This window comes from Saccharopolyspora shandongensis (assembly GCF_900106995.1).
Taxonomy (GTDB): Bacteria; Actinomycetota; Actinomycetes; order Mycobacteriales; family Pseudonocardiaceae; genus Saccharopolyspora; species Saccharopolyspora shandongensis.
In genome coordinates this window covers 17,252-40,087 of record NZ_FNOK01000047.1, presented here as the reverse complement: position 1 = coordinate 40,087, position 22,836 = coordinate 17,252, and the positions used below count along the sequence as shown (strand labels likewise).

Genomic DNA, 22,836 nt, shown 5'->3' with positions numbered 1-22,836 from the left:
TAAAACCGGTAACCGTGTACGCGAAATCGCCGCCCTGCGTCCCCGCCGGCCACGTCGCACACGTGCCTACGCGCCATCTGAAACGAGGTCACGGGGCGTCGGTGGTCGCCAGGTCGTCGGAGTTGCCGGAGTGATCGGGCGCCGCCACGGGCAGCATCGCCAGCAGCCCGATCAGCAGGATCAGGACGATGCCGCCCATCCCCGCGCGCTGGGTGCCGAAGAAGGAGATGAAGCCGCTGAACGCCAGCGGTCCGAGGAAGCTCACGGCCCGACCGGTGGTGGCGTAGAGGCCGAACACCTCGCCCTCCCGGCCCGGGGTGGCGATGCGCGCGAGGAAGGTCCGGCTGGCCGACTGGGTCGGCCCCAGGAAGATCGCCAGCAGCAGCCCGCCCACCCAGAAGGCCGGTTTGCCGGGCACCGCGACCAGCGCTCCGCCCACCACGACCAGCCCGATCAGCGACGCCATGATGACGGTCTTCGGGCCGAACCGGTCGTCCGCCCGACCGCCCAGGAACGCGCCGAGCCCGGCGACGAGGTTCGCCGTGATCGCGAAGACCACCACCTCGGTGGCGGTGAAGCCGAAGGTGCCCGCGGCGATCACGCCGCCGAAGGTGAAGATGGCGGCCAGGCCATCCCGGTAGAGCGCGCTGGCGACCAGGAAACCCAGCGTCCGCCGCTCGGTGCGCCACATCCGGGCCAGCCGCTTTCCCAGCACGACGTAACTGCTGAAGATCGCGCGGCGCAGCGGCTCGCCGGAGGATTCGGCCTCGGGCACGAAGAAGAACAGCGGCAGCGCGAACACCGCGAACCACGCGGCCGCGAACAGCGCCACGACGCGGATGTTCAGCCCGTCCAGTGCGGTCACGCCGAACAGCCCGACCTCGGGCTGCACGAAGCCGATCAGCACGATCACCAGCGCGATCAGCCCACCGAAGTAGCCCAGGCCCCAGCCGAAACCGGAGATGCGGCCGATCGTCGCGGGCGTCGAGACCTGGAGCAGCATCGCGTTGTAGTTCACCGTGGCGAACTCGGAGAACACGCTGCCCACCGAGATCAGCACGAGGCCCAGCAGCAGGTACCCCGGATCGTCCCGGACGAAGAACAGCCCGGCCGTGCTGGCCACCACGAGCGCGGTGTGCACCGCCAGCCACAGCTTGCGGCGCCCGCCGGCGTCGCTGCGCTGCCCCGTCACCGGCGCCACCAGCGCGATGCACACGCCCGAGATCGTGAGCGCGAGGCCGAGCGATTCCGAGCCGCTCTTCGGATCGGCGGCGACGCTCTCGGTCAGGTACACCGTGAACACGAACGTCAAGATCACGGTGTTGAACGCTGCGGAACCCCAGTCCCACAGCGCCCAGCTGATCACCCCGCGCACGTCCCGATGAGCTGCGGGCGGGGTATTCGCGGTCATGCCCACGGCACGATCAGACCAGCAGGCCCCGGCCGCAGCCAGTCGAAACCCGCTGGTCGCCCGGTACGCGCGACAACCGCGCCGAAAAGCATCCGGATGGTCGACCCCGGATCGCCGGTGCTCACCGCCGACCGGCCGTCCGCGGGAACAGCCAGTCCATCGGGGCGGGTTTGCCCAGGTAGTAGCCCTGTCCCTGGTCGCAGCCGAGGTCGCGGATGATGGCGAGCTGGGCGGCCGTCTCGATGCCCTCCGCCACCACGCCGAGGCCGATCGCGTGGGCCATGGCGACGATGCCCGCGACGATGACCTCCAGCTCGTCGGAGGAACCGAGGTCGGTGATGAACGTCCGGTCGATCTTGACGATGTCCAGCGGCAGCTGGCGCAGCTGTGCCAGCGAGGAGTAGCCGGTGCCGAAGTCGTCGATCGCCAGGCCGATGCCCAGTTCGCGCAACGCTGTCAGGACGCGCGTCGCGGCTTCGGGATCCTGCATGATCGCGTTCTCGGTGATCTCCAGGCACAGCGCGTGGGACGGCAGCCCGGATTCGGCGAGAGCCTGCTGCACGTGGTCCTGCAGCTCGGGATCTTCCAGCTGGCGCGGCGAAAGGTTCGCGTTGAGGTGCAGATCGAGGTCGTGGCGCTCGCGCGCCGCGGCGACCCGGCTGGTCGCCTCGCGCAGCATGTGCGCGCCGATGGGATTGATCAGGTCGCTCTCCTCGGCCAGCGGGATGAACTCGCCCGGCGAAACCGCCCCGTGCAGTGGATGCCACCACCGGAGCAGCCCCTCGACGGAGACCGTGCGTTCAGTGCGCAGGTCCACGACCGGTTGGTAGGCCACCCAGAGCTGCCCGCGCCGCACGGCGTGGCGCAGGTCCTGCTCCAGGACCATGTGCCGCTGCACGCGCTTGCGCAGGTCGACGTCGAAGAACGTGCAGCGCCCGCCGCCGTGCGCCTTGGCCTTGTACATCGCGACGTCGGCGTCGCGCAGGAGGTCCTGAGCGGACCGGGTGTCGTCCGGTCCGGCCAGCACCACGCCGATGCTGCCGTTGACGTGCAGCTGCCGGCCCTGCACGTGGATGGGCTCGGTGAGGGCGGCGAGCAGCCGCTCGCTGAGCCTGCGGAGCACGGCATGACTGCCCTCGCAGTGCACTAGGATCACGAACTCGTCGCCGCCGAGCCGGCCGACCAGCGCCTCCCCAGGCGTCGCGCGCACCAACCGGTTCCCGGCGATCCGCAGCACCTCGTCGCCGACGCCGTGGCCGAGGGAATCGTTGATCCGCTTGAAGTTGTCCAGGTCGATGAACAGCACGGCCATCGGGAGCGTTCGCCGCCGCGCGGCCCCGAGGTGGCGCAGCACCAGCGTCCGGTTGGCCAGACCGGTCAGCGGATCGTGAGTGGCCTCGTACTCCAGGCGCTCCCTGGCGGCCCGGCTCTCGGTGATGTCGCTGAAGGAGATGACGACCTTGTGCGGCGGGCTGTCCTGCGGGTTCAGCGACCGCGCGGTGACCGCCAACCACGTGTTGCGGCCGTCGGCGCGGGTGAAGCGGATCACCCGCGAGTTCTGCTGCTTGCCGGTTCGCCGCGTCACCATCGCCGGGTGTTCGTCCGGCCGCATCGGCGTCCCGGCCTCGTCGAACAGCGGCCAGGACCCGGGCGAGGTGCCGATGATTTCGGCCGCGCTCGAGGCGGCGATGCGCTCGGCGGCCGGGTTCACCGCCTCGATGGTGCCCGTCGAGCCCACCACGATGACGCCCTCGTCCAGCGCCGCGACGACGGTCGCGAAGTCCTGCTCGGCCTGCCGGCGCGCGGTCTCGTCGGCGCACACCAGCACGAAACCGGAGTCCATCTCCGCGGCCGAGATCCGGACCACGAGGGAGGTGCCGTCCCGGTGCCGGTGCACTGCCTCGGTGACCCCGCCCTCGGCGACCAGGGCCTCGGGCCGCAGCGGCGCGCCGACGAGCGCCTCGACGTGCCGCCCCAACGCCTGCTCTGCGGGCACGCCGTACACGGTTTCGGCGGCCGGGTTCCAGCTGGTGACCACGCCCTCGCGGCTGGTCGCGATGATGGCGTTGTTGACGTGCTGCACCAGCGCCGCCTGGTAGCGCAGCGCGGCTTCGGCGGTCTTCTGCGTGGTGATGTCGCGCCCGATGACCTGCACCGCCGGACGCCCGTCCCAAGTGGTGTGCACCGCCACCACCTCCACCGGGACTGCGGTGCCGTCCACGCGCTGCAGATGGGCGTGGGTTCGGGGCATCGCCGTGCCGTCCGCCGTCAGCATCTTCAGCCGCTTGCGCATCTCGACGACCGACTGCGGGGCCATGAAGTCCGTGACCCGCCGCCCGAGGAGCCACTCGCAGGATTCGGCGCCGAGGATGCTGCTCATCGCTGGGTTGGCGTACTTGATGATCCCGTCCTGGTGCACGCAGATCGCATCGGGGCTGAGCTCGGCGAGCAGCCGGTAGCGGCCGGCGAGGTCCTCCAGGGCCTGCCGGTCCCGGTGCAGGCCGGTCACCTCCCGCATCAGGCCGATGAGGCCGCCGGTGCGCCGGTCGCCGAACGCGCGGGCGCGCAGGTGCAGCAGCCGGGTCTCGCCCTGCGCGGTGATGATCGGCTGTTCCAGGTCGATGTCCTGCGGCCAGGCGGGCGGGTCGGCCGCCGCCGCCCACGGCTCGATGAGCTCGGTCAGCCGGTCGCGGACGGCCTCGTCGGTCGCGCCCGGCATGTCCAGCAGCACGTCCATACCGGGCATCCAGGTGATCTTGCGGTCGGCGAAGTCGAATCGCCAGCCGATCGCGCCGTGTGCGGACAGCGCGAGGTCCAGCAACTCGCCGCCAAGGCCCGCACTGCTCGGCCCGCCCCCAGGATCGATCGTCATGATCCGTCCAAAGAAGAGACCCGCCCACCCGCACACACGGCATGGGCTGCGCTTGTCGTGGCCGCACCCGACCTAGCAGTTCCCGGAACCGCCGACCACCAACCATCGCGGCGGCGGGGGAGCGCTTCGAAGGGGTGCGGTGTCAGGCCCGTCCCGCTTGCCGGGGCGAGCTTTCGACCCGGTTCCAGTGGGCCTGCCACCACGCCCGGTCGCCCGGCGCCATGTTGTCGTTGCCCAGGCGCAGCCCGGCGGATCCGTCGATGAGCTCCCGGACGATGTCGGCGTGACCGGCGTGCCGGTGGGTTTCGGCGATCATGTGCACCAGGACCTGGTGCAACGTCACCTGGTTCCGGTCGGCCGGCCAGTGCCGCACGGTGGCGCCCGCGTCCAGCGGCAGCTCGTCGATCGTGGCGTCGGAATGCGCGCACGCCCGCAGGTACAGCCCGATGATCTCCTCGCGCGATTCGTCCGGGGTCGCCCACATGTCCACGTTGGGATCCTCATCCTCGGTCAGCCAGCCGGGCGGATCGTCGAACGGCCGTCCGAAGGTGTCGCCGAAGTACCCCACCTCGCAGCCGGTCAGGTGTTTGACCAGTCCCAGCAGGTTGGTGCCGGTCGGCGTCAGCGGCCTGCGCACGTCGTACTCCGGCAGTCCGTCGAGCTTCCACAGCAGCGCTTCGCGCGCGTAGCGCAGGTAGGCGTGCGAATCCGCTTTCGGCCCGGCCATGCCGGAAAGAGTAGTGCCACAGCGGTAATGGACCGCCGCGCATCGCGTCGCTAGATCGACGCGGGTCGAATTCATGCCATCGGGCGGTCTGCGGCGTCGGCGGCCCGGTTACCCCAGGACAACAGCGGAGCGCTGTTCTGGTTCGGGGGGAAACCATGGAGATGACGAGTCCGGCGGCAGGTGGACTGATCAACTACGTCCGCACGGTGGCGGGCGACCTCGGCGACGACGTCTACGAGGTCGACGTGGACCTCGAGAGCGGGTTGGCCACGGCGATCATCCTCGTGCACTCGAAGGTGCCCACCCTCGTGGACTGCCCACTGCTGCTGACCTGGGACGAGGTCAGCGGCTGGGCACTGCGGGTGGAGACCGACGGCTGGGGGGACACCACGGCCATCGAGTTCATGGGCGAGGACATCCTGCCCGAGCCGGGGCTGGTGCGGGACTTCCTGCAGGAGGCGGTCGACGGCCGCAATCCCGGCATGCTCCAGCCGCCGTCGTTCCGCCTGCCCAACGCGGTCGACGACCTCGAAGACCGCCTCGCCCGGTTCGCCGCCTGACCTCGGCCGGGCGCGGTCAAGCGCGCGTGCGGTGGAAGACCAGCCGGTAGATCAGCAGGAGGATCACCGAGCCGATGACGGCCCAGACGAAGCTCATCAGGTTGAATCCGGTGACTCCCGCACCACCGGCAACACCGGTCGCGATCCACCCGCCGAGCAACCCACCGACGATTCCGATCACGATGGTCACGATGATCCCGCCGGGATCGCGGCCCGGGAGGATGAACTTGGCGATCGCCCCGGCGATCAGCCCGAACAGAATCCAGCTGAGAATACCCATGACGGCGTCCTCCTGAGCTCGGTCGACCGTCCGGCAGAGGAGTTCCCCGCGCGCGGGCATCGCATGCACGGGTCTTTCGGGTACGTCATCGAGCTCCGCCAGATCGTCCTATGAGGACGCATGCATACCCGTCGTGGCGGTCCGGGGGTACCGGTTGCACCGCGGCCGCTGCCAAGCGGTTTGATCGCTGCGGTCGGCACGCGGTTTTCGGAGGCGGCGGTGTTGCAGCGCGGTGCATCGTTGGGGCGGGATTTCGGCTGGTTGTGGGCGGCGTACGCGGTCAGCACGGCGGGGACGTGGCTCGCGCTCGACGCGTTCCCGCTCATCGCCGTCCTCGTGCTGCACAGCAGCACGACGCAGGTGTCCGCGCTGGCGGCCGCGGGCCTGGCGGTCGGCGCGGTCCTCGCGGTGCCGCTCGGTCCGTGGGTGGAGTTCCACCGGAAGCGGCCGGTCATGATCGCGATGGATCTGGTCCGGTTCGCGGTGCTGATGTCCGTGCCGGCGGCCCACGCGTTCGGCGTGCTGACCTTCGCGCAGCTGGTCGTCGTGTCCGTGCTGGTGGCGGCCGCCAACATCCTGTTCACCGCGGCGAGCGGCGCGTGCCTCAAGGCGCTGGTCCGGCCCGACGACCTGCTGGCCGCCAACGGCAGGTTCGAGTCCACGACGTGGACGGCGACCGCGATCGGCCCGCCGCTGGGCGGGTTCGCCATCGGCGCGTTCGGCCCCGTGACTACAGTCGTGCTCAACGCCGCCAGCTACCTGCTCTCCGCGCTCGGGATCCGCGCGATCAGCGGCCGCGAGCGACCGCCGGAGCGGCGCGCATCGAGGTTCCGCGTCGGCGACGTCGTCGAGGGCTGGCGCTGCATCTTCCGGCATCCCCCGTTGCGGCGGTTGTTCTTCAACCAAAGCCTGGTGAAGGGGCTGATCATGGCCCCAGTGCCGCTGCTCGCGGTTTTGCTCCTCCGCGACCTGGGCTACGCGCCGTGGCAGTACGGCCTGGCCTTCGGCGTGCCGTGCATCGGCGGCCTGGTCGGGTCGCGGCTGGCGAGGCCCCTGGTCGCGAGGTTCGGGCAGCACCGGGTCATGCTCGTCGCGGGCACGGTGGCCGTGTGCTGGCCGGTGGGCCTGGCGTTCGTGCCGCCCGGCCCGCCGGGCCTGCTGCTCATCATCGTGATCGAGTTCGGCCTGATCACGAGCATGGGCGTCTTCAACCCGGTGCTCGCCACCTTCCGCCTCGAGAACATCGATTCCGGCAGCGTCGCCCGGACCTTGGCGGCGTGGTCGATCGGCAGCGGCGCCGCCGTTTCGGCGCTGACGTTCCTCTGGGGGCTGCTCGCCGCCGCAACCGGACCCCGCATCGCCATCGCGATCGCCGGGGTGCTCATCCTCGGCACGCCGCTCCTGCTGCCGCGCCGGAACAGCGATTCGGCCCGCGGCCAACGGGTTCCGGCGGAAGCTGCTGCGCAGCAAGCGAACACGGCCCCCGGTGCGTCCCGGCAGCGATAGCTTCGCCGAGGACCAAGCGTTCGGCGACACGATGCACGCCTTCATGGCGCCGCGGGCGAACAGCCCGGAGAGCGGAATCCGGTACAACGAGCGCTCGGCCGAACGACCCTGGTCGAGCCTGAAGACGTTCCCGGCGGAGTGTTCGTAGGGTGATTCTCCCTATTCTGCAACAACATTCAGTGCGTCCGAATAGGACATTCCGCGGCGCCGAAACAGGCGGCGCGAGCCCGCGGAATCAGCGGGACTGAACGGCGAGTTCGCCTCGTCCATCGAGGTGAACAGGCCGCTCGCTCGACGTCGTCCCGGAAGGCGATCGGTTCGCTAGGCCGAGTAGCCGGGTGGCAGGGGAGTGGGGCGCAGGGCGCGCTCCACTCCCTCGGCGGCGAACTCCGACACCGCCGCCACCGCGTGCTGCCGGAGGAGCATGACCACCCGCGGATCCGACGACGTCTCCAGGACCCGCACGCCGTCGGGGAGGGGTTCGACCTGCAGGTCGATCTGCGCGTGGTGCTTGAAGAGCTCCGCGAACAGCGGGTCGAGCTGGCGGATCGCGTCGCCGCGCGCCAGTCGCCACCGCATCCGCTCGACGTGGGTGCGGAGGTTGGCGGCGACGTCCCGGTTCGCGCTGGTGGTCGTGGCCCGGACCCCGTAGGAGAAGTCGTCCACCGTCCGCGCGATCTCCTGGTGGTGGACCAAGAGCTCGTGGATGATCCGCACGTCCCGATCCAGGTCCGGGTCCGTCTTCGTGTCCGGGGTCAGCATCCACGGCGGCACCCCTCCTAGCTCGCCCTGCTGCGCGCATCCGGGCAGCGGCACCGCGATGGCGGCGGCCAGGACGAGGAATTCGCGTCGCGAGCATGCGTGGTGGTCACCGGTCATCGGTGGTCCCCCCGTCGCGCGGCCGGTCGGTTTCGTGGAGCAGCTCGACGACCTCGGCGTCGGAGGTCTGGGCGAAGTCCCGATACCACTGGCCGATCGCCATGAACCAGCCCGGTGTCTCCAGGCAGACCTGCTCGTCGGTCACCTCTTCCAGGCGCTCCAGCGCGTGCGGCGGCGCCACTGGCACGGCCAGCACCACGCGGGCCGCGCCCTGCTCGCGCGCGACGCGGCAGGCGGCGTGCGCGGTGGAACCGGTGGCGATTCCGTCGTCCACCACGATGGCCGTCCGCCCGACCACGTCCACGCGCCTGCGGTCGACGCGGAACAGCTTCGCGCGCCGGTCGAGCTCGACCCGCTCGCGCCGTTCCACCTCGTCGAGTTCCGTCGCGCTGACGCCGGTCTTCCACAGCACCTCGTCGTTGATGATGCGTACTTCGCCTTCACCGATGGCGCCCATGCCGAGCTCGGGATGGGTGGGGACGCCGAGCTTGCGGACCACGATCACGTCCAGCGGCGCCCGCAGCGCCCGCGCCACCTCGTAGGCCACCGGCACGCCACCGCGCGGCAACCCCAGCACGACGGCGTCCGCCTCGCGGAGGTGCAACAACTGCCCGGCGAGCCGGCGGCCGGCGTCCCTGCGGTTCTCGAACGGCACGGTGGTACCCCCTCCGCCCGAGCATGGCCCGGCAAGAGCCGGGGACATAGAGGCCATCGGTACTCGGCCGCGGCTCCAGTTCCGTCGAACAGAATCGCGACCGGATCGGTTCGGGTGCGCGCCGGTCGACGGTCAGACGAGGTGGCCGAACACGACCAGGTTGTCCTCGTAGCTGCGGCGCGTCTCGTCGAAACTCCCACCGCAGGTGATCAACCGGATCTCGGGGCGCGCCACGTCGCCGTACACGGCCTCGGTCGGGAACCGGTCCTTGGCGAACCGCTCGACGCGGTCGACGACGTAGGTGACCCGCGACCCGTCCCGGCGGTCGATCCGGATCTGGTCACCGGGACGGAGGTCGCGCAGCCGGTAGAACACGCCGGCTTCGGTGTAGGAGTCGACGTGGCCGAGCACGACGAAGGGGCCGACCTCGCCGGCGCCGGGCCCGCCGTCGTACCAGCCGGCCTGCGCGGGTTTCTCGATCGGGGGAACCTGCACCGTGCCGTCCGCGTTCAGGCCGAGCGGGACGAGTGTCGATGCGACCCGGATGGCCGGGATCGCGATCCCGATCGGGTGGGGATCGCCCGGGGCTGCCGTCGCCGGCCCGGGCTGGACCGGTCCGGCGACCGCGGTCGGCGGCGGCGTGGAATCCGCGTCCGCCGGGCCGAAAACCGCCGAGCCGATCGCGGAGACCAGCAAGATGCACCACGCGGCCAGCAATGCGGCCCTCATGCTCCCACCTCCGCCGATTCCGGTGCCCGCGCCGTTCGCGGGCCTTCGCGGGGAATGGTGGTGCGCGCTCCTCGAAGCGCGCACCACCATCCCGGTTCCGATCAGCGCCGGGACTCGGCGCTCCGGCGACGGAGGGCGTAAGCGCCACCGGCCGCCAGGGCGACGGCCGCCGCACCGCTGGCTGCCAGCAGCGGGCCGGCGGCACCGGACTCGTCATGTGCCGTGGCTCCGCCGCCCGCCGGCACGGCGCCCACCGGCTTTTGCTCGACCTGCGGCCGCATGTGCGGCTTGGCCGGAACGGCGGGCTTGGCCGTCGGCTTCGGCTTGGCCGAGGTCGGCGCCTGCTGCGCCGGTCGCTGCGCCGGCGGTGCTGCAGGCTGCTGGGCCGGCGGCGGAGGCGGCGGCGGAGGCGGCGGTGCCGCAGGCAGGCCAGGTTGCCCGACTGGCGGCGGGACCTCCTCCGGTGGGCAGTTCTCGAAGCAAGGCGGCGGCTTCAGGCAGTCCTCGGGTTTGCACTCCGGCGGCTGCATGCAGTCTTCCGAGTTTTCGCACCGGTCGTCGGCCGACACCAGCGGTGGCTTCGCCATATTTCCTTCGGCGTTCCCCACAGGTGTCAGGCCGATCGACGTACCCAACACAAAGGCGGCGATCCCGCCAAGGCGAACAAGCGTTGAGGACACTCGAGCCTCCCTTTGATCATTCGAGCGAGAATCCCGCATCCGAGATCTTTTCCCCGATCGCCCCGCTAGATCCGAAGGCGACTATTCGTAACGGTAAGCACCGTCATTCGGGTTGGCAGCGGCAACAATGCATGATCATACGATCGGGGTGCTGTTGATATGTCCAATGGAGAATACTCTTCACGCAAGGTGAGATCGACACCGATGTAGCGCTCCGATCACCCCGTTGGTCGTCGATCGACGCCGCGAAACTAGGGGGAGTCGTCACAGATCGTCACCATTGGATTGCGTCGCGAGGTGACGATCGTCCATTTAGCCAGATCGCCCGCAATTGTGATCTGGCCACTTTGGAGATCAATTCTTCGAGGTCATCGAGAAATGATTTTGAGAAAATGATCGAGGCTGTTGATCTGAGGTGATCGAATTTCTGCCGGATATTTGCGATCAATTTTCGATCAATTTTCGATCAATTTGTGCGGGGATGTTCCTGGGGGCGCCGAGAAAAGCCGGAAAGGTGCTGCTCGGACGGCGTGCGGCGCCGCCAGGTATCGGCCGTGATCAGGTAGCGGTGGTGGGGCCTGTCGTATTCGACGCATTCGCCGTGAAGCCGGAATCCGAGCTTGTCGAGCACGCGCGCCGATGCCGGGTTCCGCGGGTCGACGACCGCGGTCAGCTCCGGTAGGCGGAGCTGGTCGAACGCCGCGGCGAGGCAGAGGCGGCCGACCTCAGTGGCGAGGCCGTGTCCCCACCGCCGGCGCGCCAGCGTGTAGCCGAACTCCGCGCCGTCCCCGTGCGCCTCGAAGCCGGCGTCGCCGATGAGGTGACCCGTCGAGCGCTCGATCACGGCCCAGAACGCGTAGCCGTGCGAGCGTTGGTGCTGGATGTAGTCGTTCACCATCGTCGCGCTCTCCGCCGCCGAGGCCGCGTTCCCGTACGCGACGTAGCGCATCACCTCGGGATCGCCGTAGACCGCGTGGATCGCGGCGTGATCTTCGGCCCGGAACGGGCGGACCTGCAGGCGGGCGCTCATCAGCGGGAACCGGATAGCCACGCGGCAACCCTTTCGCGTTCGCGAGCCGGAAGGCAAGCCAATAACCGCGCCGTGCGACGCGCTATAGTGACTGAATAGCATTTTTCGGTCACTACGAGCTGGAGGTGGCCCCGTGCCGCGACCACTGATCCCCAACCGCGTGGGCGCGATCCTCGACGCCGCCGAGGATCTGGTGCTCCGCGACGGTTTCGACGGCGTGAGCGTCGAGCGGATCGCGCGCCAAGCGGGGATCGGCAAGGGTGCGATCTACCGCGAGTTCGACGGCAAGCACGAGCTGATGGACGCCCTGCTCGCCCGGTGCATGCGTCGCCTCGTCGAGCGGGTGCGCCAACGCGTCGTCGCGGCACCGGCGCCGGTCGGCCTGAGCGCCGTCTACCGGTTCGGGCTGGAGGCGTTGCTCGACGACGCGCTGATGACCGCCGCGTTCCTCGACGACGAGGCCGTTCTCGGCTCCCACGCCCGCGCGGTCGGCGGAGATCGGTACCGGCAGCGCTTCGCCTGGATCACCGACTACGTCGAAGCCCTCCACGAGGCCGGATCGCTGGTGACCGATGCCCGGCCCGAGGCGGTTTCCCTCGCGCTCTCGTCGTTCACCATCGGCCTGCTGTCGGCGAACTCCATGCTCGGGCCGCTGACACGCGATCAGCTCGCGGCGGCGGTGGATGTGGTGATCACCTTCGTCGAGCGGGGCCTGGAACGCCCGCCGGAATCCGCGGCAGCGGGAGAACCCGCCGCGACCGAGGCCCACTTGCTGTTCCTCGGTCGCCTGACCGAGCAGCTCGGCACCGTCCAGGAGGGACAGTCATGACCGGCTTCGCCAACGTCACCGATCTCGAACTCGCCGGCGGCCCGGTGCGGTTGTACGCCGCGGGTTCCGAGGAACGCGAACCGGTCCTGCTGCTGCACGGAGCGATGCTCGACACCGTCGAGCTGCTCTGGCATCGCGTCCTCCCGGCGCTGGCCAGCACGCACCGCGTCTACGCGATCGACCTGCCGAAGCACGGCGGCAGCCGGCCGTGGCACCGGACTGTCGACCAGGAGTTGTGCGAGCTCATCGTGGATCAGCTGCTCGACCACCTGGGCATCGAACGGGTCTCCCTCGTCGGGCATTCCATGGGCGGCGGCATCTCGCTCGGATTCAGCCTGCACCACCCGGAACGCGTTGCCCGCGCGGTCTTCTCGGCGCCCGGCGGGATCGGCGCCCGGCGCCCGGCGCAACTCGCCACCTGGTTGGCGCTGCGGACGCCCGGCCTGCTGAGCGCGTCGAGCCGCTACCTGGCCAACTCCGCCACCGTGATCCGCCGGTCGATGGTGCGCGGTCTCGCCGCCGGTGCGGCCACCGAGGATTTCGACCGGATCGTCGAACTCGCCCGCGCCGAGGCGCAGGCCAAGGCCCGCCATCGCGAAAAGGCGCTCGACGACTGGCAGATCCTCGCCTACGGGCCCTTCGGCATGCGGCTGGACTACCTGCCGGAGCTGGGGCGGCTTGCCGTGCCGAGCCTGTGGTTGCGCGGATCGGACGATGCTCTCGTCGGTGATCGGGAGGTCCGGCAGGCGGCCGCGGCGGCGCCGGGCGGCAGGTCGGCGGTGGTATCCGGTGCCGGGCACCTGCTGCCGCTGGACCGGCCCGTCGAATTCCACCGGCTCATCGCCGAATTCCTGGCCGAGGGCCAGCCGTGAGCGGTCTCCGCGTCAGGACCGGTCGGCGGTGGCTCCGGGCGCCCGGACCGGCAGCATGGCCAGTAGTCCGATCAGCAGGATGAGGACGATCCCGGCCATGCCCGCGCGTTGAGTGCCGAAGATCGCGATGAAGCCACTGAACGCCAGCGGTCCGAGGAAGCTCACGGCCCGTCCGGTCGTGGCGTAGAGGCCGAACGCTTCGCCTTCGCGGCCGGGGGTGGCGATGCGCGCGAGGAAGGTCCGGCTGGCCGATTCGGTCGGCCCCAGGAAGGCCGCGAGCAGCAGCCCGCACACCCAGAAAGCGGGTTCGCCGGGCAGCACCACCAGCGCCGATCCCACCACGACCAGGCCGGACAGCGCCGTGACGATGACGGGTTTCGGGCCGAACCGGTCGTCCGCGCGACCGCCGAGGAACGCGCTGGCCCCGGCGAGGAGGTTCGCCGCGATGGCGAATACCACGACCTCGCCGGGGCTGAAGCCGAAGGTGCCCGCGGCGATCACGCCGCCGAACGTGAAGATCGCGGCCAGGCCGTCCCGGTAGAGCGCGCTGGCAATCAGGAAACCCAGCGTCTGCCGGTCGCTGCGCCACATCCGCGCGATCCGCCGGCCCAGCTCCCGGTAACTGCCCAGGAACGACCGGTGCATCCGGCTCGCGGGGGCGGGTGCTTCCGGGACGACGAGGAGCACCGGCAGCGCGAACACCGCGAACCACGCGGCCGCGAACAGCGCCACGGCACGGATGTTCAGCCCGTCCTGCGAGGTCACGCCGAACAGCCCGACCTCGGGCTGCACGAAGCCGAACAGCACGACCGCCAGCGCGATCAGCCCGCCGAAATAGCCCATCGCCCAGCCGAAACCGGAGACCCGGCCGATCGTCGCCGGCGTCGAGACCTGGAGCAGCAGCGCGTTGTAGTTCACGCCCGCGAACTCCACGAAAACGCTGCCCGCGGCGACCAGGACCAGGCCGAGCAACAGGTACGCCGAGTCGTCCTGGACGAAGAACAACGCCGCGGTGCAGGCCACCACGAGCGCGGTGTGCGCCGCCAGCCACCTCTTGCGACGCCCGCCAGCGTCGCTTCGCAGCCCGGTCACCGGCGCCACCAGCGCGATGCACGCTCCGGCGATCGTGAGCGTGACACCGAGCGCCGCCGAGCCGCTTCGCGGGTCGTCGGCCACCGAGCCGGTCAGGTACACGGTGAACACGAACGTGAGGATCACGGTGTTGAACGCCGCCGAGCCCGAGCCCCACAACGCCCAGCAGAGCACCGAACGCCAGTCCCACCGGGTCGCAACGCCCGGATTCGCAGCCACGTCCATCACACGATCAGACCAGCCCGCCGCCGCCCGGGCCACTCGGCGGAATCCGGGCCACCGCCCGGTTCACCAGCGGATTCGGGGACGCCGGGTGCCTCGGCGACGCCGAGGCACCCGGTCGTTTCACCCCTTGACGCACACGACCTGCTTCAGGTGGGTGACCACCTCCACCAGGTCGGTCTGCGCGGCGACCACCGACTCGATGTCCTTGTAGGCGGCCGGGATCTCGTCCACCACGCCGTCGTCCTTGCGGCATTCCACGCCCGCGGTCTGCGCCTCCAGGTCCGCGGCGGTGAAGGTCTTGCGGGCCTTGGTCCGCGACATCCGCCGGCCCGCGCCGTGTGAGGCCGACTCGAACGACCGCTCGTTGCCGAGGCCTCGCACGATGTAGGACCCGGTGCCCATGCTGCCCGGGATGATGCCGAGATCACCCGCGCCCGCCCGGATCGCGCCCTTGCGCGTGACCAGCAGCTCGACGCCGTCGTAGTGCTCCTCCGCCACGTAGTTGTGGTGGCAGGAGATCGGCGTGTCGAACCTGGTGCCCGGCACCGTGTCCGCCACCGCGAGCTGCACCAGCGCCAGCATCGTGGCCCGGTTGCGGGCCGCGTAGTCCTGCGCCCAGAACAGGTCCCGGCGGTACGCCTGCATCTCCGGGGTGCCCGCGACGAACACCGCGAGGTCCGGGTCCGGCAGGTCCGCGTTGTGCGGGAGGCGCCGGGCAATGTCGATGTGCCGCTTCGCCAGCTCGTTGCCGATGCCGCGGGAACCGGAGTGCAGCATCAGCCACACCCGGTCGGCATCCGGCCCGCCCTGCTCGAGGCAGACCTCGATGAAGTGGTTGCCGCCGCCGAGGCTGCCGATCTGCGCCCGCGCCCGGTCCTGGAGGCCCTGCACGCCCGGGTGCAGGTCGCCGAAGGCGGACCAGAAATCCTGCCACCCGCCGGTGCCCGGCACGCGCGCCGGGTTCACCGGCGTGCGGTGCATGGCGAAGCCGACCGGCACGGCCGATTCGATCCGCCGCCGCAGGACGCCGAGGTCGTCCGGCAGGTCGGCGGCCGTCAGGGACGTGCGCACCGCGCTCATCCCGCAGCCGATGTCGACGCCGACCGCGGCAGGGGACACGGCGTTGCGCATGGCGATCACGCTGCCGACGGTGGCGCCCTTGCCGTAGTGCACGTCCGGCATCACGGCGAGGCCGTGCACCCACGGCAGGTTGGCGACGTTGTGCAACTGCCGCATGGCGGCGTCTTCCACGGACTGCGGGTCGGCCCACATCCGGATCGGTACCCTTGCGCCTTCGACTGCCGCGTACATCTTTCTTCCTGACTTCCGGTCGGCTTGACCCGGCAATGATCGCGGGTTTTCCCCAGCGGTGCCACCGAATTAACCGAACTCCTGCGAACTGCTCACGTTGGACAGCCGCGCGCAGGGCCCGGAACGTCCTCAGAGGACACCCCGTCCCGGAGTCGACGCGTGCCGGTCGCTCGCGCGACACCGGATCATCACCGCGGCGACGCGAAATCGGCAGTAACCTCCCCTGCATGACCCGCCGCATCGAGTACCGGAGCACCTACGAGTGGCCCGCCGCCCGGGTGTTCGCCGTGCTGATCGACCCCGACCACCTCCGCGAGCGGCTGCGCGTGGTCGGCGGCGACAACGAACTGCTGGAGCACGAGGCGACCGAGTCCGGTGCGCGGTTCCGGATCCGGCAGGGCGTGCGCGCCGAAGCGGTCCCGGCGATCGCCCGCGCCGTCGTCGGCGGTGATCTCGCGATCGACCGCGCCGAGGAGTGGCGGCGCGAGGCCGACGGCAGCTTCGCGGGCGAGGTGACGGCGGGCGCCCTGGCGATGCCGCGTGCGATCACGGCGGTGCAGCGGCTGCGCGCCCTGCCTGCGGGTGCGGCCTGCGAGTTCGTCGTCGAGGGCGAGGTGAAGGTGGCCATCCCGCTGCTCGGCGGCAAGCTGGAGGGCCTCTTCGCCGGGGAGGTGCGCGGCCTGCTCGAGTCCGAGCACGAGTTCACGACCGGGTGGCTGGCCGAGCACTGCTGAGGCCGCCGGAAAACCATTCGAGCGGGCCGGACGCCGTTTGCTACGGTGACTCCGATCGGAGCAGGGGAGACCAGACGTGGTTGGTGACGACGACATCTCCGGGTGATGCCCGGACGTGATCGGCCGCCGGTAGGCGCGCGGGAGCGCAGCCGCCGTGTGGCGGTCTTGTCGTCCCGTTTCTTCGCCACCGGGCGCCTCCAGGCACGCCCGCATCACCACGAGGTTTCTCGCATGTCCGATGCGTTCATCATCTGTTCCACCCTGTCTTTCTCCTGGCCCGACGACACCCCGGTGTTCCAGGACCTGTCGTTCACCGTCGGCGGCGGCCGCACCGGGCTGGTCGCGCCCAACGGCGCGGGGAAGAGCACGCTGCTCAAGCTGATCGCCGGCGAGTACCGGCCCGGCGCCGGGAGCGTGTCCGCCGAGGGCGTGCTCGGCTACCTGCCGCAGAGCCTGCCCCTGCTCGGCGATCCGACCGTGGCCGAGGTACTCGGGGTCGCTCCGGTGCTCCGGGCGTTGGCCGCGATCGAGTCCGGGGACGCCGACGAGGAGCACTTCACCACGATCGGCAACGACTGGGACATCGAGGAGCGCACCCGCGCCCAGCTGGACCGGCTGGGCCTCGGCGACGTCTCCCTCACCCGGCGCCTGCACACGCTCAGCGGCGGGCAGGTCATCTCCCTGGGCCTCGCCGCGCAACTGCTGAAGCGGCCCGACGTGCTGCTGCTCGACGAGCCGACCAACAACCTCGACCGCGACGCGCGCCGCAAGCTCTACGACGTGCTCGACGACTGGAACGGCTGCCTGCTGCTGGTCAGCCACGACCGGGCGCTGCTCGACCGGATGGACCGCATCGCCGAACTCGAACGGGGCGAGATCCGCTTCCACGGCGGGAACTTCACGTCGTACGAGGAATCGGTGCGTGCCGAGCGGGAGGTCGCGGAGAAGAACATCCGCAGCGCCGAGCAGGAGGTCAAGCGCGAGAAGCGGGAGATGCAGCAGGCCCGCGAGCGAGCGCAGCGCCGGGCGAGCAACGCCGCCCGGAACATCGAGAGCGCCGGTCTGCCGAAGATCATCGCCGGCGGGTTGAAGCGACGCGCTCAGGAATCGGCGGGCAAGGCGAACGACACGCACGCCGCGCGGCTCAGCGACGCCAAGACGAGGCTCGACGAGGCCGAGCGGTCCCTGCGCGACGAGCAGCGGATCACCCTGGAGCTGCCCGGGACGAACCTGCCGGCCGGGCGCACGGTCTTCCTCGGCGAGCGGCTGCAGGTGCAGCGCGGCGAGCGGGCCCTGTTCGCCGCCGACTGCGTCGACCTCGCGATCCGCGGACCCGAGCGGATCGCGCTGACCGGGCCGAACGGCGCCGGGAAGTCCAGCCTGCTGCGAGTCATCAACGGCGATCTGGCACCGTCCGGGGGGAACGCGAAGCGGGCCGACGGGCGCGTCGCCTACCTGTCCCAGCGGCTGGACCTGCTGGATCTCGACCGCACGGTGCTGGAGAACCTGGCGGCGTTCGCGCCGGGAATGCCGGAGGCGCAGCGGATGCACCTGCTCGCCCGGTTCCTGTTCCGGGGCTCCCGCATCCACCTGCCGGTCGGTGTTCTCTCCGGCGGCGAACGGCTGCGCGCCACCCTGGCGTGCGTCCTGTTCGCCGAGCCGGCGCCCCAGTTGCTGCTGCTCGACGAGCCGACCAACAACCTCGACCTGCTGAGCATCGGGCAGCTGGAAAGCGCGCTCACCGCGTATGAGGGCGCGTTCGTGGTGGTGAGCCACGACGAGCGGTTCCTCGCGAAGATCGGGGTGGACCGCTGGCTCCGGCTCGCCGACGGCCAGCTGCTGGAGACGGGGGCGCCGGACGGCGAATCCCTTTAGCCGCCGGGGAATCACCAGCAGGCGGCGGTCCGGACCTTCTCGGCGAGGACCGCCGGCGGCTCGTGCGAGGAGTCGAGGACGAGATCGTCGAGCCCGGCGGCGTCGATGATCCCGGCGAGCTCGGTCGTGCGATCCAGGTGCCAGCGCAGGCCGGGCTCGTCGTCGGCGTGCCGCCGCTGGAGGCGGCCGCGGGCGATGGCCGGTTCGACGACGAGCCGGACCAGCAAGATCGCGGTCGAACCCAGCGCCTCCTGGTAACGGGCGACGGCCGGGCGTTCCTCGATCACTCCCGCGACGATCAGGTGCCGCGCGCCGGCCTGCCTGTAGTTGGCTGCCAGGTCGCGCAGGTTCCGCAGTTCGAGCGCGTGGTTGAACGGGTCGTCGGCGGGACTCGGCCAGCATCGGCGGACGTGGTCGAGGTCGAGCACCGCGTGGGGCTGGCCCGCCCGCACCTCCAGCTCGCCGATCGCCTCGGCGAGGGTGGATTTGCCCGCGCCGACGGTTCCGTTGATGAAGACGACGTCGAATCCGGTCATGGCTTCGTCGGGGTCGTCGCCGCTACTGCGCGGGCGCGCGCAGGGCGGCGACCGCGGTGGCGAACATCGTGGACTTGATGGCGCTCAGGGTGGCCTGGTCCTTGCCCGCCAGCGGGCGGACGATCTCCGCGGCGTTGCGGACGACGTCGGCCTCGGGCGCGGTCTCGTCGACCAGGCCGAGGTCGCGGGCCTGGTCTCCGCCGAAGCGCCGGCCGGTCGTCATCGACGCGATAGCCGCGGCCGGGGTGATCTTGCCCTGGATGAGCGCGGCCATCCCCGGTGTGAACGGGATGTTGATGTCGGCCTCGGGGAAGCAGAAGTAGCCGCGGTCGGCGCGCATGACCCGGAAGTCGTGCGCCAGGGCCAGCATCGCCCCGGCGCCGAAGGCGTGGCCGTTGATCGCGGCGACGGTGGGCACCGGCAGGGTCAGCACGCGGGCCAGCAGTTCGTGGATCTCCGTGCGGTAGGAGTCGAGCTGGTCGTAGTTGTTCAGCAGCCAGTCCAGGTCGAGCCCGTTCGAGTAGAACTTGCCTTGCCCGGTGGTCACAAGGGCACCGGGGGATGGGGCGTCGACGACGGTGTCCAGCAGCGAGTGCACCGTCTTCAGCCAGTCCGGGGAGAAGCGGTTCTCGTCGTCGCCGAGGTCGAGGATGTAGACGTCGTCCGCTTCGCGAAGCTCGGGCATGGTCAGTCCCTTCCGGAGGATGTGCGTGGTCTTTCGCGCCGGTCGGGCGGCGGGAAGGCGAGGACCGCGCGGACGGCCGCGTCGAGGCGGCGTCGCGCGTCGGCACTGATCTGGGTGGTGCCGTCCGTGGTGGGAGCGGTCAACTCCCGGCGGAACAGCGCGGTCGGCAGGTCGACCACGCAGGTGGTGATCACGTCGACGCCGGCGCCGTCGCGCCGGTTCCAGAGCGCTTGCGCGAGACGGCGCATCAGCGACACCAGGCGCCGGTCGAGGCCGATGAGCTCGTCGGCGAGTTCCGTCGGGAGCTCCGGACCGAGCAGCTGGTCCCGGCGCACGGTCATCAGCATCCGGGCTGCGGCCGGCCGCCGGTTCGCGAACGCCGCCGGGGTGTCGGCTGCGGCGGCAACCGCGTTCACCGCCGCGTCCAGGCCGGGCAGCTCGCCGAGAGCCTCGTCGACGAGTTCCTTCTGCAGCTCGAGGAATTCGGTCGCGGCGCGCAGCCACAGCCTGCCCCGCAGCGTCGCGAGCGAGCCGAAGGCGTGGTAGATCGCGCCGTTGGACACCCCGGATTCGGTGGCGAGCCGCCGAATCGTGAGCCGCTCGGGGCCACCGTCGGCGATGAGCCGTTCCGCGGTGTCGAGCAGTCGGTCCAGGTCATGCGTGCGTGGGCGGGGCACGCCGCCAACATAACAGAGCACGCGCTCTGGAACTTTGATGGTGACGCGCACCACTCGACGGAGGAGCTTGAGTGCGGTCTTCGGAAGAGGCGTCCGGTCATCGCCGAACGCGCACGATTCCCATGGCACGTAGGCGATTCAGGTCGAACTCGGGCCGGCGCGGACGGCCTAACGACGCTCGGGCGGTGTCCAGTTTCAGAGGCCATTCCAGAATGGCTACGCCCGGCTCATCCCGAAGGTGCCCGCCGTCTGACGCCGATGCGATTTCGCGCGAAATCGCCGTCTCGCCCTCACGCGGAGCACTGGTTTCGCGCGAAATCGCCACGCAATCTCGCGAGAGATCGCGCCATGGCCGGATGAGTCTGGTGATCAGGCTTTGCGGGCGAGGCCGCCGATGTGCATCGCGTGCGCCGGGTTCTGCGGGTCTGGGACGTCGTCGCCGGGGCGCCACCGGTTGTTCGGCACGAGGCCCGGTTCGATCAGTTCGAGGCCGTCGAAGTAGCGGATCTGCTCGTCCCAGGTGCGGAAGCAGCGGGTTCCCATGCCGCTCTCGGCGAACACGCGGCCCAGTTCCTGGGCGCGCGCCTCGCCGGTGTCGCAGGTGTTCGACACCAGCAGGTAGCCGCCGCTGGGCAGCCGGTCGCGGATGCTGGCCGCGACGCCCTCCGGGTCTTCCTCGTCCTCGAGGTGCATGAGGATTCCGCCCAGCAGCACCGCGAACGGCTCGGTGGCGTCGATCAGCCGTTCCGCCTCGGGGTGCTCGAAGATCATGTCCGGGTGGCGCAGGTCCGCGTTGATCACCGTGGTGGTGGTTTCGTTCGCCAGCAGCGCCCGGCCGTGGGCGAGCACGATCGGGTCGTTGTCGACGTAGAGCACGCGGGTCTCGGGCGCGATCTCCTGCGCTACTTCGTGCACGTTGCCCGCGGTGGGCAGGCCCGAGCCGATGTCCACGATCTGCCGGATGCCCGCCTCGGCCACCAGGTACGTGACGGCCTGGCGGAGGAAGCAGCGGTTGGCCTGCGCCAGCAGCGGCGTCTCCGGGACCACTTCCATCATGGCCGCGCACGCCGCGCGGTCCACCGCGAAGTTGTCCTTGCCGCCGAGGCAGTAGTCGTAGACCCGCGCGATCGAGACTTCCTCGGTGTTGACGTCGACGAGTTCCGGTGGCGGCTCCTGCCCGGTGTCGAGCAGTCGTTCCAGCGGCCCCCTGGGATCAGTCACTCCGCCTCATCCATCCTCGTCGCGGTAAATGCGTCACAGACGGTACAACATCGACTCCGTCCGTCCAGCACTTCCGCGGAGATCGCGGACCGCGTTTCGCCCGATCCGCCACGAATTGCGTCGAACGGAGCAGAACCAGTTCGCCCCGTGGTTCGGTGCTGCGTGCAGCCGCAGGAGCAGTACGGGCGAGCTGGACGAGTGGACGAGCACGACTGGTACTACGACAACGCCGCCGAACCGCCGCCCCCGGGCGGGGCGGCGGTGGACCGCGCGTGCGTGGCGCGGATCTACTGCCTGGCCTGGCCGAGGTTCACCGACTCGGACTGGGCGAACCTGGGGCGGATCTACCAGGTCCTCCCCGGCTGGCAGGCCGATTCGCCCGACGTGGCCAGGTGGTTCTCCACGACCGAGGACGGTGATGCGCACCTGCGGGCCTCGTCGAGCCCTCGGGGTTGCAGGTCGGCGGCGTGCTGCCCGCCGAAACCTGGCAGGAGTGGGACATCCGGTTCCGCCAGGCAGCCGCCGCTGCGCGCCTGCCCCGGTTCAGCTGACGCCCTGCCAGGAGCCCGCGGCCGCTGCGGCCTTCGCGTACTCGCTGAAGTCACGCGGTTCCCGGCCGAGCGCGCGCCGCACGCCATCGGAGACGTGGCTGTCCAGGTCCCGGCGGAGCGGTGCCATCGCCTCGGCGAAGTCGGCCGCGTCTCCCGGCGACCAGCCCGAGACCGTCAGCTCGGCGAGGAAATCCTCCGGCGACAGCGGGACGTAGCGGATCTCGCGGCCGGTGGCGGCGGAGATCTCGGCGGCGGCTTCGGCGATGGTCACCGCCCGGGGGCCCGACAGCTCGTAGACCTGCCTGTCGTGGCCGTCCTCGGTGAGGGCCGCCACCGCCACCGCCGCGATGTCCTCGGCGTCGACGAACGTCGCCGCGCCGTCGCCCGCCGGTAGCCGCAGCTCACCGGCGAGGACCGCGTCCCGGAAGAAGCCCTCGTCGAAGTTCTGCGCGAACCACCCGGGCCGCACGATCGTCCACTCGATGTCGAGGTCCCGGACCGCGGCTTCGCCGTCGATGTGCGTCTGCGCCGCCGGGTTTCGCGTGTCGACGTAGCCCGGCACGTCCACGCCGCGCCCGGAGAGCAGGACGAGCCGTTGGACGCCGAGTTCCACGGCGCGTTCGACGAACGGGCGGGTGAGTTGCTCGCCGTCGAACGGCACGAGGTAGACCGCGCGCACGCCTTCGAGCGCGGTGTCCCAGGTGTCGCGGTCGGTCCAGTCGAAGCGCCGGTCGCCCGAGCGCGACGCGACGAGGGCGGGCAACCCCGCCGCGCGGAGTCGGGAAACGATGCGGCGGCCGGATTTGCCGGTGCCGCCGATTACCAGGATCTGCTGTCCAGTCACGGGATCGAGTCAACCGCCGGTCGGGGCGGCCGACCATGTCCGAGCGGCTCGCCCG

Annotated in this window: 22 protein-coding genes; 6 read left to right on the top strand and 16 right to left on the bottom strand. The window is 70.6% G+C overall.

Annotated features, from left to right (window positions below; genetic code table 11):
• Positions 1 to 88: 88 nt before the first annotated feature.
• From BLW84_RS34580 to BLW84_RS34570, 3 genes are all read right to left on the bottom strand, one after another.
• Positions 89 to 1,411: an MFS transporter gene (locus BLW84_RS34580; protein WP_093274380.1), complete on the bottom strand. Its 1,323-nt coding sequence runs from the start codon at positions 1,409 to 1,411 to the stop codon at positions 89 to 91.
• Positions 1,412 to 1,532: 121 nt separating this feature from the next.
• On the bottom strand, positions 1,533 to 4,283 hold the full coding sequence (locus BLW84_RS34575) for a sensor domain-containing protein (RefSeq protein WP_093274278.1): 2,751 nt from the start codon (positions 4,281 to 4,283) through the stop codon (positions 1,533 to 1,535).
• Between the two features lie 142 nt (positions 4,284 to 4,425).
• Positions 4,426 to 5,010: a DinB family protein gene (locus BLW84_RS34570; RefSeq protein WP_093274276.1), complete on the bottom strand. Its 585-nt coding sequence runs from the start codon at positions 5,008 to 5,010 to the stop codon at positions 4,426 to 4,428.
• A gap of 161 nt (positions 5,011 to 5,171) precedes the next feature.
• Between BLW84_RS34570 and BLW84_RS34565 the strand changes: the two genes are divergently transcribed.
• Entirely contained in the window at positions 5,172 to 5,570 is a 399-nt protein-coding gene (locus BLW84_RS34565; protein WP_245761588.1) for a DUF6292 family protein, read from the top strand.
• A gap of 16 nt (positions 5,571 to 5,586) precedes the next feature.
• On the opposite strand, the gene BLW84_RS34560 is transcribed toward BLW84_RS34565, so the two are convergent.
• Positions 5,587 to 5,850: a GlsB/YeaQ/YmgE family stress response membrane protein gene (locus BLW84_RS34560; protein WP_093274271.1), complete on the bottom strand. Its 264-nt coding sequence runs from the start codon at positions 5,848 to 5,850 to the stop codon at positions 5,587 to 5,589.
• Positions 5,851 to 6,072: 222 nt separating this feature from the next.
• Here BLW84_RS34560 and BLW84_RS34555 point away from each other — a divergent pair, with 222 nt between their 5' ends.
• Positions 6,073 to 7,356: an MFS transporter gene (locus BLW84_RS34555; protein WP_218157592.1), complete on the top strand. Its 1,284-nt coding sequence runs from the start codon at positions 6,073 to 6,075 to the stop codon at positions 7,354 to 7,356.
• A 321-nt stretch (positions 7,357 to 7,677) separates the two neighbouring features.
• Here the strand turns inward: BLW84_RS34555 and BLW84_RS34550 are convergent, their stop codons facing one another.
• The 5 genes from BLW84_RS34550 to BLW84_RS34530 form a co-directional block, all read right to left on the bottom strand.
• Positions 7,678 to 8,235, bottom strand: a complete 558-nt coding sequence (locus BLW84_RS34550; protein WP_093274260.1) for a hypothetical protein — start codon at positions 8,233 to 8,235, stop codon at positions 7,678 to 7,680.
• Positions 8,225 to 8,890, bottom strand: coding sequence for a phosphoribosyltransferase (locus BLW84_RS34545; protein WP_245761587.1), 666 nt, complete (start codon positions 8,888 to 8,890; stop codon positions 8,225 to 8,227). The genes BLW84_RS34550 and BLW84_RS34545 overlap by 11 nt, the downstream gene beginning before the upstream one ends.
• A gap of 132 nt (positions 8,891 to 9,022) precedes the next feature.
• Positions 9,023 to 9,619: a class F sortase gene (locus BLW84_RS34540; RefSeq protein WP_093274253.1), complete on the bottom strand. Its 597-nt coding sequence runs from the start codon at positions 9,617 to 9,619 to the stop codon at positions 9,023 to 9,025.
• Between the two features lie 101 nt (positions 9,620 to 9,720).
• Complete coding sequence (locus BLW84_RS34535) at positions 9,721 to 10,206, bottom strand: hypothetical protein (RefSeq protein WP_093274249.1); 486 nt, start codon at positions 10,204 to 10,206, stop codon at positions 9,721 to 9,723.
• A 559-nt stretch (positions 10,207 to 10,765) separates the two neighbouring features.
• Positions 10,766 to 11,350 (bottom strand): GNAT family N-acetyltransferase, encoded by a 585-nt coding sequence (locus tag BLW84_RS34530; protein ID WP_218157591.1) that lies wholly within the window; start codon positions 11,348 to 11,350, stop codon positions 10,766 to 10,768.
• 112 nt (positions 11,351 to 11,462) lie between these two features.
• On the opposite strand from BLW84_RS34530, the gene BLW84_RS34525 reads away from it, so the two are divergent.
• Together BLW84_RS34525 and BLW84_RS34520 are read left to right on the top strand one after the other, a co-directional pair.
• A complete protein-coding gene (locus BLW84_RS34525) occupies positions 11,463 to 12,158 on the top strand; it encodes a TetR/AcrR family transcriptional regulator (protein ID WP_093274246.1) in 696 nt (231 codons plus the stop codon).
• Positions 12,155 to 13,030 (top strand): alpha/beta fold hydrolase, encoded by an 876-nt coding sequence (locus BLW84_RS34520; protein WP_093274241.1) that lies wholly within the window; start codon positions 12,155 to 12,157, stop codon positions 13,028 to 13,030. The genes BLW84_RS34525 and BLW84_RS34520 overlap by 4 nt, the downstream gene beginning before the upstream one ends.
• A gap of 12 nt (positions 13,031 to 13,042) precedes the next feature.
• On the opposite strand, the gene BLW84_RS34515 is transcribed toward BLW84_RS34520, so the two are convergent.
• Both BLW84_RS34515 and BLW84_RS34510 read right to left on the bottom strand, forming a co-directional pair.
• Positions 13,043 to 14,347 carry an MFS transporter gene (locus BLW84_RS34515; RefSeq protein WP_093274238.1) on the bottom strand — a complete coding sequence of 435 codons (1,305 nt, stop codon included), beginning with the start codon at positions 14,345 to 14,347 and terminating at the stop codon, positions 13,043 to 13,045.
• A 120-nt stretch (positions 14,348 to 14,467) separates the two neighbouring features.
• Complete coding sequence (locus BLW84_RS34510; protein ID WP_093274236.1) at positions 14,468 to 15,658, bottom strand: RtcB family protein; 1,191 nt, start codon at positions 15,656 to 15,658, stop codon at positions 14,468 to 14,470.
• Positions 15,659 to 15,885: 227 nt separating this feature from the next.
• Here BLW84_RS34510 and BLW84_RS34505 point away from each other — a divergent pair, with 227 nt between their 5' ends.
• Together BLW84_RS34505 and abc-f are read left to right on the top strand one after the other, a co-directional pair.
• Complete coding sequence (locus BLW84_RS34505; protein ID WP_093274233.1) at positions 15,886 to 16,392, top strand: DUF2505 domain-containing protein; 507 nt, start codon at positions 15,886 to 15,888, stop codon at positions 16,390 to 16,392.
• A 231-nt stretch (positions 16,393 to 16,623) separates the two neighbouring features.
• The gene (abc-f, locus tag BLW84_RS34500; RefSeq protein ID WP_093274231.1) at positions 16,624 to 18,267 is read left to right on the top strand and encodes a ribosomal protection-like ABC-F family protein; all 1,644 of its coding nucleotides are present in this window, start codon (positions 16,624 to 16,626) and stop codon (positions 18,265 to 18,267) included.
• A gap of 11 nt (positions 18,268 to 18,278) precedes the next feature.
• Here abc-f and BLW84_RS34495 read toward each other — a convergent pair whose 3' ends face one another.
• From BLW84_RS34495 to BLW84_RS34475, 5 genes are all read right to left on the bottom strand, one after another.
• Positions 18,279 to 18,803: an AAA family ATPase gene (locus BLW84_RS34495; RefSeq protein ID WP_093274228.1), complete on the bottom strand. Its 525-nt coding sequence runs from the start codon at positions 18,801 to 18,803 to the stop codon at positions 18,279 to 18,281.
• 22 nt (positions 18,804 to 18,825) lie between these two features.
• Positions 18,826 to 19,488 carry an enoyl-CoA hydratase-related protein gene (locus BLW84_RS34490; RefSeq protein WP_093274226.1) on the bottom strand — a complete coding sequence of 221 codons (663 nt, stop codon included), beginning with the start codon at positions 19,486 to 19,488 and terminating at the stop codon, positions 18,826 to 18,828.
• A gap of 2 nt (positions 19,489 to 19,490) precedes the next feature.
• Positions 19,491 to 20,165, bottom strand: coding sequence for a TetR/AcrR family transcriptional regulator (locus tag BLW84_RS34485; RefSeq protein ID WP_093274223.1), 675 nt, complete (start codon positions 20,163 to 20,165; stop codon positions 19,491 to 19,493).
• Between the two features lie 369 nt (positions 20,166 to 20,534).
• Complete coding sequence (locus BLW84_RS34480) at positions 20,535 to 21,386, bottom strand: SAM-dependent methyltransferase (RefSeq protein ID WP_245761586.1); 852 nt, start codon at positions 21,384 to 21,386, stop codon at positions 20,535 to 20,537.
• Positions 21,387 to 21,929: 543 nt separating this feature from the next.
• Positions 21,930 to 22,781 (bottom strand): NAD(P)H-binding protein, encoded by an 852-nt coding sequence (locus tag BLW84_RS34475; protein WP_093274221.1) that lies wholly within the window; start codon positions 22,779 to 22,781, stop codon positions 21,930 to 21,932.
• Positions 22,782 to 22,836: the final 55 nt, after the last annotated feature.